Below are 9,000 nucleotides of genomic sequence, written 5' to 3'. Positions count from 1 at the left end.
ATATCTGGCGTTGACTTTTGGCACGCTGTTGAGTTCTCAAGGAACGGACGCTTCCTTCGTACTCACCCCAGAACACTCTCCGAGGCTTTCCTCCGGGCGCTTCCCTTCGGTGTTTCCAACCTTACCAAGGTTTTCCGAGGCCCTTGACCAAGGTCAATATGAGCATACGGAACCAGACCCGGTTCAAGGATCTTCGTTCTGGTTTGGTTGCCGCTGACGACCACTCGTCCAGCAGTATTCGACAGTACCTCCGTCACTCCAACGGAGGCAAATCGCTCCCGGAGCCCGTCCAGCGGACAGTGGACTAGACCTCTGGCCCAGAGCGCGTACTTTGTATGACCTACGCTTTCGACCAGTTGCCGTCCGGGATGCGCGCGGGCGGCGCTCCACCCTGTGGGAGGCCCCATGACCAGCGTGACTGCCCCGCTTGCCGGCCGTGCGATCGGACTCGCGGCGGTGCCCGACCCGGTCTTCTCCGGGTCCATGGTGGGCCCCGGCACAGCGATCGACCCGGTGCGTGAGCCCAGTGACGCCGTGGCGCCGGTCGACGGCATCGTCGTGTCCCTGCATCCGCACGCGTTCGTCGTCGTCGACGGTGAGGGCCACGGTGTGCTGACGCACCTGGGCATCGACACGGTGCAGATGAACGGCGAAGGCTTCGAGCTGCTCGTCAGCAAGGGCGACACCGTGGTGCGCGGCCAGGCGATGGTGCGCTGGAACCCGGCCGCGGTGGAGGCGGCGGGCAAGTCTCCGGTCTGCCCGGTGGTCGCGCTGGAGGCCACCGCGGACGCGCTGGGTGATGTCCGTGAGGACGGGGATCTGAAGCTCGGGGACCCTCTCTTCATCTGGCAGTGACGCGGTGGCGCCGGTGACGGCTGACGGCGAGTACGACATCCACAGCGGCGGAGCGCGTCCGCCGCACAAGCGGAGACGGTGAAATGGAGACAACGCTGCGAGGCGTCGGCGTGAGCCACGGGGTGGCGATCGGCGAGGTTCGGCACATGGGTACGGCGGTGCTCGAACCGCCGGCGAAGCAGATCCCGGCGGAGGAGGCCGAGCGCGAGCAGGGCCGCGCGCGTCAGGCCGTGGGGGCCGTGGCGGCGGATCTGACCGCCCGGGGCAATCTGGCGGGCGGTGAGGCACAGGCCGTGCTGGAGGCCCAGGCGCTGATGGCGCAGGATCCGGAGCTCATCGCCGACGTCGAGCGCCGGATCGCCGTGGGGAGCACGGCGGAGCGCGCGGTCTACGACGCGTTGGCGGCGTACCGTGCCCTGCTCGCCGGGGCCGGCGAGTACCTCGCGGGCCGGGTCGCGGACCTGGACGACGTCCGGAACCGGATCGTCGCCCGGCTGCTGGGCGTGCCGATGCCGGGTGTGCCGGACAGCGACGAGCCCTACGTGCTGATCGCGCGGGATCTGGCTCCGGCGGACACCGCTCTGCTGGACCCTTCCCTCGTCCTCGGCTTCGTGACCGAGGAGGGGGGACCGACCAGCCACAGCGCGATCCTGGCGCGGGCGCTGGGGGTCCCCGCGGTGGTCGCGCTGCCCGGCGCCTGCGAGCTGGCCGAGGGCACCGTGATCGCGGTGGACGGAAGCACGGGCGAGATCTTCGTGAGCCCGTCCCCCGAAAAGCGTGCGGAGCTGGAGCGGGCGGCGTCCGAGCGGAAGGCGGCACTCGCCGCGTCCAGCGGACCGGGCGCGACCTCGGACGGGCACCAGGTGCCGCTGCTCGCCAATGTGGGAGGTCCGGCGGACGTGCCGGCGGCGGTGGAGGCCGGGGCACAGGGCGTCGGTCTCTTCCGGACGGAGTTCCTGTTCCTGGACGACAGCGAGCGGGCGCCGTCCGAGGAGAAGCAGATCGAGGCCTACCGCACAGTGCTGGAGGCGTTCCCCGAGGGCCGCGTGGTGGTGCGGGTGCTGGACGCCGGGGCGGACAAGCCGCTCGACTTCCTGACGCCGGCCGACGAGCCGAACCCGGCGCTGGGCGTGCGGGGACTGCGGACGCTGCTGGATCATCCGGAGGTGCTGCGGACACAGCTGACCGCGCTGGCCAGGGCCGCCGAGGGACTGCCTGTGCACCTGGAGGTCATGGCGCCGATGGTGGCGGACAGGACCGATGCCCGGGCCTTCGCGGACGCCTGCCGTGCGGCGGGGCTGCACGCCAAGTTCGGCGCGATGGTCGAGATTCCGTCGGCGGCGCTGCGGGCGCGCTCCATCCTCCAGGAGGTGGAGTTCCTGTCTCTGGGCACCAATGACCTGGCGCAGTACACCTTCGCCGCCGACCGGCAGGTGGGGGCGGTGTCGCGGCTACAGGATCCCTGGCAGCCGGCATTGCTCGACCTGGTCGCGCTCGCCGCCGAGGCGGCGAGGGCCGAGGGCAAGAGCTGCGGTGTGTGCGGTGAGGCGGCCTCCGATCCGCTGCTGGCGTGTGTGCTGACGGGGCTCGGAGTGACGAGCCTGTCGATGGGCGCGGCCTCGATCCCGTATGTCCGGGCCGCCCTGGCCAAGCACACGCTGGCGCAGTGCGAGCGTGCGGCAGCCGCGGCACGGGCGACCGACAGCGCGGAGGAGGCGCGGGCCGCCGCGCAGGCGGTGCTGTCCGGCGAGTGACCCGGCGGGCCGGGGCCGGCTGACGGGGGTGGTTCGCCGCGGTGCGGCGGACCACCCTTCGGCGTCTGCCCTGCACAGCCGTGGCCGGGCCGGTCTCCGTGGTCGTGGGCGCCCCGACGTCTCAGTGGTCGTGCCCGCCCGGATCGTCCACCTCGAATCCGGCGCAGTACTCGACGCCAGGCTCGGGTGCCACGGGGTCGCCGGTCTCGGCGTCCGTGCAGTATGCGCTGAAGACCTCGGCCGTGGTCAGCGGGGCCAGGCGGCCCCGGCTCAGCCGCCACCCGCGCAGCCTGTCCGGGGCCCCGGGTGCGCTGGTGCGCAGGACGAGGCCGCCGGGGCTTTCCAGCGCGATGCCGGTGGCCAGTACGGTGGCGAATTCGGCAGCCTCCGCGTCGTCGACGCGGACCGGTCCGTGCGGTTCGCACTCGGCGTGCAGGACGGCGAGGAGCTGGTCGGACGCGGCAGGGACGCTGCACACGAGGTGATGGGTGCCGGGTCCGGCGGTTTCCAGGAGCAGATGAACCAGGCGGGCCGCACGGTCGAAGGCGGCGCGCCCCACGTCCTTGCCGCAGTCGGCGCAGTCTCCGAGGCCGGCCAGGACGGTCGTGGTGTACTCCCACGTCGCCTGGCGGGCCGTCTCGTCGACCAGTTGGGTGATGAGGCTGTCGAGGGGCTGGCCCGCGTAGGCGATGGTGGCTCCGCGAGCGGCGATGTCCGCGGTGAAGCGGGAGCGGCTGGCGGGGCTGTCCGGCTCGAGGCCCGTGCGCGCGCAGAAGTCCGCGAAGCGGGCGGGGTCGAAGAGGGCGACGCTGGTGTGCGTGCCCCGTGAGCCGAGCGTTCTGAGCAGGGCCTCGACGTGCCGCAGATACACGGCGTGGTCGTCGAAGCCGAAAGTTCGGTACCGCACCATCTGCGCGAAGTCCCGCGCGTCGGCCAGCAGGCCGACGGTGCCGGGCATCTCCCTGCGCAGGATGCCGCGCGGACCGCTGCCTCGCCGGGTGGTGCCCCGGTCGGTGTACGCCATGTTTCCCCCTGAGCGCTGATGAGCCGTCGACCAATGCTCACTCACCGTAACCGGGACCACTGACAGTGAGGTCCGGGTGGTCCGGTCGCGAACCGGGCGGCGCTGGCCGAGGCAGGTGGCGACGACGATCACAACGCGGACATGGCCGGGGTGCCGCTTCAGTCCCTCGTCACCGGTGGTGTGCCGCGCCGGGCGCAGGTGCGCACGGTCTCCAAGCACCTCGGCATCGATCTGCGGTGGGCCGCGCCGGCCTGCGACGCGACCACCCTGGCCCGGCACGACGGGCGGATGCTGCCGACCTCGGGCCGGGTGAGTCACGTGCTGCAGGAGACCGTCGTGCGGCTGCTCCGCGACGAGGCGACGCACGCGCTGGTGCCGCGGCCGAGCGGGAGTACGGCCTGCGGCGGCGGGCGCTGGTCGAGGAGCTCGGGCGCCGTGGGATCGCCGCGCAGGGCGCGAGCGGGCTGAATGCGGATCCCCGTGCGGGACGAGTCGGCCGTGGTCAACGGGCTGCGTACGCACGGCTGGTGGGTGGCGGCGGGCGCACGCTTCCGGATCGCAGCGCCGACGGGAGTACGGATCACGACGGCGGCACTGAAGCCGGCCGACGCCTCGCGGCCGGCCTCGGACTTCGCGGCAGTGCTGGGCGAGTCCGAGGCCACCTGCGGTGGATGGGACCCCGGTGGGTCAGGACCGCTTGCGCGCCAGATCCTCGTAGAAGCGCAGCAGGTCCAGGTTGTCGACGGAGCCGGGGTTGACGGCCTTGTCCAGGGCGGCTCCCTGGAGCAGCCGCTTCACCGGGACCTCGATGCGCTTGCCGGTGAGGGTGTGCGGCACGCCCGGGACCTCGATGATCTCGTCCGGGACGTGCCGCGGGGACAGCTGTTCGCGGATGGTCGCCGTGATGCGGGAGCGCAGTGCGTCGTCGAGGGAGCTTCCCGGGGCGAGGTGCACGAAGAGGGGCATCCAGTAGCCGCCGTCGGGCTGTTCGATACCGATGACGAGGGACTCGCGGATCTCCGGAAGCCGTTCGACGGCCTCGTAGATGTCGGCGGAGCCCATGCGCACGCCCTGCCGGTTGAGTGTGGAGTCTGAGCGCCCGTGGATGACGACGGATCCCCGGGAAGTCAGGGTGATCCAGTCGCCGTGGCGCCAGACGCCGGGATACATGTCGAAGTAGCTGTCGTGGTAGCGGTGGCCGTCGGGGTCGTTCCAGAAGCGGATCGGCATCGACGGCATCGGCTTGGTGACGACGAGTTCGCCGACCTCCTCGGTGAGCGGCTTGCCCTGCGGGTCCCAGGCCTGGAGGTCGGTGCCCAGGCAGGGAGCCTGGAGTTCGCCGATGTGGACGGGGAGGGTGGGGACGGCGCCGGCGAAGCAGCTGCACACGTCGGTGCCGCCGCTCACGGAGGCGATCCACACGCCGGGGACCGCCTCCTCGTGCAGCCAGCTGAAGCCGTCGGGCGGCAGCGGGGAGCCCGTGGTGGCGACACACTTCACCCGTGACAGGTCGTAGTCGCGCGCCGGGTGCACGTCGGCCTTGCGGCAGGCCATGACGTACGCCGCGGATGTGCCGTAGAGGGTGGCGCCGGTGCGTTCCGCGATACGCCACTGGGCACCGGTGTCGGGGAAGCCGGGGCTGCCGTCGTACAGGACCACGGTCGTGCCGGTGAGCAGGCCGGAGACGAGGAAGTTCCACATCATCCAGCCGGTGGAGGTGTACCAGAAGAAGCGGTCGCCGGGGCCGAGGTCGCAGTGCAGGCCGAGTTGCTTGAGGTGTTCGAGGAGGATGCCGCCCTGGGACTGGACGATCGCCTTCGGCAGCCCGGTCGTGCCGGACGAGTACAGGATCCACAGCGGATGGTCGAAGGGAACCTGCTCGAATACCGGTTCGTTGTCACTCTCGGTGAGGGACGACCACTCGAGAGTGCCTTCGGGCGCGGGGGTGCCCAGCAGGGGAATGTGGACGACGGCGCGCAGGCTGGGGAGCTCGCGGCGGAGTTCGGCGACGACGTCGGCGCGGTCGTGCTCCTTGCCGCCGTAGCGGTAGCCGTCCACGGTGAACAGGACGACCGGCTCGACCTGCTGGAAGCGGTCGAGGACGCTGCGTGCCCCGAAGTCGGGGGCGCAGGAGGTCCACACCGCGCCGACCGCGGCGGTGGCCAGGAGGGCGACGGCGGCCTGTGGGATGTTCGGGAGGTAGCCACTGACGCGGTCGCCGGGGCGCACGCCGAGACGGCGGAGCTCCGCGGCCAGCGAGCCGACCTGCCGGCGCAGTCCGGACCAGCTCAGCTCGGCCGGTTCGTGCGTCTCGTCGACATGGACGAGTGCGGGCTCGTCGGCGCGCGCCGGGTCCTCGGCCGCGCGCAGCGCGTGCTCGGCGTAGTTGAGGGTGGCGCCGGGGAACCAGGTGGCGCCCGGCATGGAGCGGTCGGCGAGCACGGTCTCGTAGGGAGTGGAGAAGCGCACGTCGAACCAGTCGGCGACGGCCTTCCAGAAGGTGTCGAGCTCGTCCACGGACCAACGGTGCAGCGCCGCGTAGCCACCGCCCGCCGGTGCTCCGTGGTGCTGCGCGGCCCAGGCCTGGAAGCGCGTGATCCGTGCGCTGTCGACGCGCGCGCGGTCGGGCTGCCAGAGCGGCTCGGGTTCTTCGGGCCGGCGCGGCTGCGGCGCGGTGTTCGCTGAGGTCATGGGGCGGCTCCCGGACGGACTGGACGTGGTGTGTGCGTGGGTCGGCACTGGTGGGGCGGTCGCACGCGGTGTGTGCGTGTGTGCTGTGCTCACGTGCGGGTTGGGCCCGTGGCACGGCTGCAACGGACGATGCCATGTGATCGTCTTCCGCACCAGGGTGAGCCGCCCATAGTCAGGTGTCGAAATATGTGCCGCGACCATGGGTGAACGGAAGTTGAACGGACCACGCAACGAGTGGCCACGATGGGAGGGTGTGCAGCATGGACGGTCGTGACCTGGTGCGTTCGGTGGCGGAAATGGGTACGGCGCAGGGGCTGCGCGCCGTGCGGGCGGCTTGGCGGCGGCGGCGCACGGACGCCGTCGGGCTGCCCGCCCGCGGTGCCGAGCGCGCCCGGGTGCCCGGCCTGCTGACGGACGCGGAGGAGCGGCCCGGCGGCGCCCTGCTGCGGTTCACCCGTTCGGAGCTGCGGGTGCAGGTCTCGGCGGGCGGCACGGTGTTCTACGCGTGGGACGGCGCCGCCCCCGCTCCCTCGTACGCGCTGCGCGGCAACCCGCCGGAGCCCGACCGGCGTGCCGTGCTCGAGCCGGACAAGGACGGCGGCTGGCGGGTCGTCTCGGAGCGGGTGAAGGTGGTCGTGTCCCGGCACGGGGCGGTGGAGGTGTGCACCCGTGGCGGGATGGTGCTGCGGCGTGAGCTTCCGCCGCGCTGGTGGGAGCCGCTGACCGGCGGTCCCGCCCGCTGGGTGCAGCGCTCGGAGGTGGCGGCGGACGCGCGGTTCTTCGGCCTGGGCGGCCGCGCCGCGGGTCCTCGGCTGCGGGACGGCTCCTACCGGCTGTGGAACACCGACCCCGGCGGTGGTTTCGGCCCGGGCGACGACCCGCTGTCCGTGACCATGCCGGTGCAGCTGGTGGTCGCCGACGCCGGTACGCACCTGGCGTTCTACGACAACCCCTGGGACGGCCGGGTGGTGCTGCGCGAGGGCGAGGAGGGCGCGGGCTCGGGACACGACAGGCCCGGGACGAGCGAGCTGCGGATGGAGGGCGGCCCCCTGCGCACCTGGGTGCTGGTGGGCACGCCGGCCCGGGTGCTGCGTGGCTGGGCGGTGCTGACCGGGGCGCCCGCGCTGCCGCCGAGCTGGGCGCTGGGCCACCACCACGCGCGCCTCGGTTTCGGCGGGCAGCGGGAGGTGGCGCTGATCGCCGCGGGCTACCGGGACCGGGGCCTGCCGCTGTCGGCGATCCACTTGGACATCGACCACCTGGACGGCAACCGCGTCTTCACGGTGGACCACGAGCGCTTTCCGGCGCTGCCGAAGCTCGCGAAGGAGCTGCGGGAGCAGGGTGTGCGGCTGGTATCGGTCGTGGACCCCGCGGTGAAGGCGGAGCCCGGCCTCGCGGCGTACGAGAGCGGGCGGGCCGCCGACGCGTTCGTCCGGGACGGACGGGGCGAGACCGTACGGGGTGTGGTGTGGCCCGGCGAGACGGTCTTCCCGGACTTCACGGACCCCAGGGTGCGCAAGTGGTGGGGCGGCCTGTACGCCGAACGGCTCCGGCAGGGCTTCTCCGGTTTCTGGCACGACATGAACGAACCGGTGTCGTTCGCCGCCTTCGGGGAGGCGACGCTGCCCCGCTCGGCGAGGCACGCGCTGGAGGGCAGGGGCGGTGACCACCGCGAGGCCCACAATGTGTACGGCCTGCAGATGGCCAGGGCCGGCTTCGAGGGACTGCGGGAGCTGCGCCCGCAGCAGCGGCCGTTCCTGTTCTCCCGCTCCGGGTGGGCGGGCATGCAGAGGTACGGCGGCACCTGGTCCGGGGACGTCGCCACGGGCTGGCCCGGTCTGCGTGCCTCGCTGGCGCTGGTGCTGGGCCTCGGCCTGTGCGGGGTGCCGTACTCCGGGCCCGACGTGGGCGGGTACGACGGGGACCCCTCGCCCGAGCTGTATCTGCGCTGGTTCCAGCTGGGGGCGTATCTCCCGCTGTTCCGCACCCACTCGGGGCATCCCACGGCCCGGCGCGAACCCTGGGAGTTCGGCGGGCAGGTGCTGGAGCACGCGGGCGCGGTGCTGCGGGAGCGGATGCGGCTGCTGCCCTACTGGGTGACGCTCTCCCACATCGCGCGCCGCTCGGGGGCGCCCTATGTCAGGCCGCTGTGGTGGAACACGCCGGAGGACCGTGTGCTGCGGGACTGCGAGGACGCGTTCCTGCTGGGTGACGCGCTGCTGGTGGCGCCGGTGCTGGAGAGCGGCGCGGAGCGCAGGGCGGTGCGGCTGCCGCGGGGCCGCTGGTACGACACGGCGACGGGCACCGCGTACGAGGGCCCCGGGCAGGTCGTCCTGGACGCTCCGCTGTCGCGGATACCGGTGCTGGCGCGGGCCGGGTCGGTGATCCCGGTGCGGGGCGACGACGGGGCGGTCGAGCTGGAGGTCTGGGCGCCGGCTCCCGGCCGCAGCGGCAAGGGTTTCCTCGTCGAGGACCCGGGCGACGGAAGCCGCCCGCGTACGGAGCTCCAGCGGTTCACGACCCGGCTGCGCGGGGACGGGGTCGCGGTGGAGCGCGAGGGCGCGCGGGACGTGGGCTACCGCGTGCGGATCCGCGGGGTGACCGCGGGGTGACCGCGCGGCCGGTGGGCGGGCGCGGGTGCGGGGCCGGAAGGCCGTCGCGGGGCGGGTCCGGGAG

At 72.8% G+C, this 9,000-nt stretch carries 7 protein-coding genes; 5 read left to right on the top strand and 2 right to left on the bottom strand.

Going from position 1 to position 9,000, the window contains the following annotated elements; all coding sequences use genetic code 11:
• The 3 genes from GUY61_RS39350 to ptsP form a co-directional block, all read left to right on the top strand.
• Nucleotides 1–217 (top strand): hypothetical protein (locus tag GUY61_RS39350; RefSeq protein WP_208106652.1); only part of this gene is annotated, 217 nt, incomplete at its 5' end.
• A gap of 188 nt (nucleotides 218–405) precedes the next feature.
• A complete protein-coding gene (locus GUY61_RS30185; RefSeq protein ID WP_166633424.1) occupies nucleotides 406–855 on the top strand; it encodes a PTS glucose transporter subunit IIA in 450 nt (149 codons plus the stop codon).
• A gap of 83 nt (nucleotides 856–938) precedes the next feature.
• On the top strand, nucleotides 939–2,609 hold the full coding sequence (ptsP, locus tag GUY61_RS30180) for a phosphoenolpyruvate--protein phosphotransferase (RefSeq protein ID WP_166633423.1): 1,671 nt from the start codon (nucleotides 939–941) through the stop codon (nucleotides 2,607–2,609).
• A gap of 121 nt (nucleotides 2,610–2,730) precedes the next feature.
• On the opposite strand, the gene GUY61_RS30175 is transcribed toward ptsP, so the two are convergent.
• Complete coding sequence (locus GUY61_RS30175; protein ID WP_166633422.1) at nucleotides 2,731–3,633, bottom strand: hypothetical protein; 903 nt, start codon at nucleotides 3,631–3,633, stop codon at nucleotides 2,731–2,733.
• Nucleotides 3,634–3,774: 141 nt separating this feature from the next.
• Between GUY61_RS30175 and GUY61_RS30170 the strand changes: the two genes are divergently transcribed.
• Nucleotides 3,775–4,101, top strand: a complete 327-nt coding sequence (locus tag GUY61_RS30170) for a hypothetical protein (protein ID WP_166633421.1) — start codon at nucleotides 3,775–3,777, stop codon at nucleotides 4,099–4,101.
• Nucleotides 4,102–4,320: 219 nt separating this feature from the next.
• Here GUY61_RS30170 and GUY61_RS30165 read toward each other — a convergent pair whose 3' ends face one another.
• The gene (locus GUY61_RS30165) at nucleotides 4,321–6,324 is read right to left on the bottom strand and encodes an acetoacetate--CoA ligase (RefSeq protein ID WP_166633420.1); all 2,004 of its coding nucleotides are present in this window, start codon (nucleotides 6,322–6,324) and stop codon (nucleotides 4,321–4,323) included.
• A 260-nt stretch (nucleotides 6,325–6,584) separates the two neighbouring features.
• Here GUY61_RS30165 and GUY61_RS30160 point away from each other — a divergent pair, with 260 nt between their 5' ends.
• Entirely contained in the window at nucleotides 6,585–8,936 is a 2,352-nt protein-coding gene (locus tag GUY61_RS30160; protein WP_166633419.1) for a glycoside hydrolase family 31 protein, read from the top strand.
• The last annotated feature ends 64 nt before the right edge of the window (nucleotides 8,937–9,000 follow it).

It is taken from the genome of Streptomyces sp. GC420 (genome assembly GCF_009916105.1).
Lineage (GTDB): Bacteria > Actinomycetota > Actinomycetes > Streptomycetales > Streptomycetaceae > Streptomyces.
Note: the sequence above shows the minus strand (reverse complement) of the source record. Positions and strands in the feature narration are given on the sequence as shown.

Coding starts and splice junctions, on each gene's coding strand:
- GUY61_RS30185 (WP_166633424.1), top strand. CDS start 406: ATGACCAGCGTGACTGCCCCGCTTGCCGGCCGTGCGATCGGACTCGCG.
- GUY61_RS30175 (WP_166633422.1), bottom strand. CDS start 3,633: ATGGCGTACACCGACCGGGGCACCACCCGGCGAGGCAGCGGTCCGCGC.
- GUY61_RS30160 (WP_166633419.1), top strand. CDS start 6,585: ATGGACGGTCGTGACCTGGTGCGTTCGGTGGCGGAAATGGGTACGGCG.
- GUY61_RS30170 (WP_166633421.1), top strand. CDS start 3,775: ATGGCCGGGGTGCCGCTTCAGTCCCTCGTCACCGGTGGTGTGCCGCGC.
- GUY61_RS30165 (WP_166633420.1), bottom strand. CDS start 6,324: ATGACCTCAGCGAACACCGCGCCGCAGCCGCGCCGGCCCGAAGAACCC.
- ptsP (WP_166633423.1), top strand. CDS start 939: ATGGAGACAACGCTGCGAGGCGTCGGCGTGAGCCACGGGGTGGCGATC.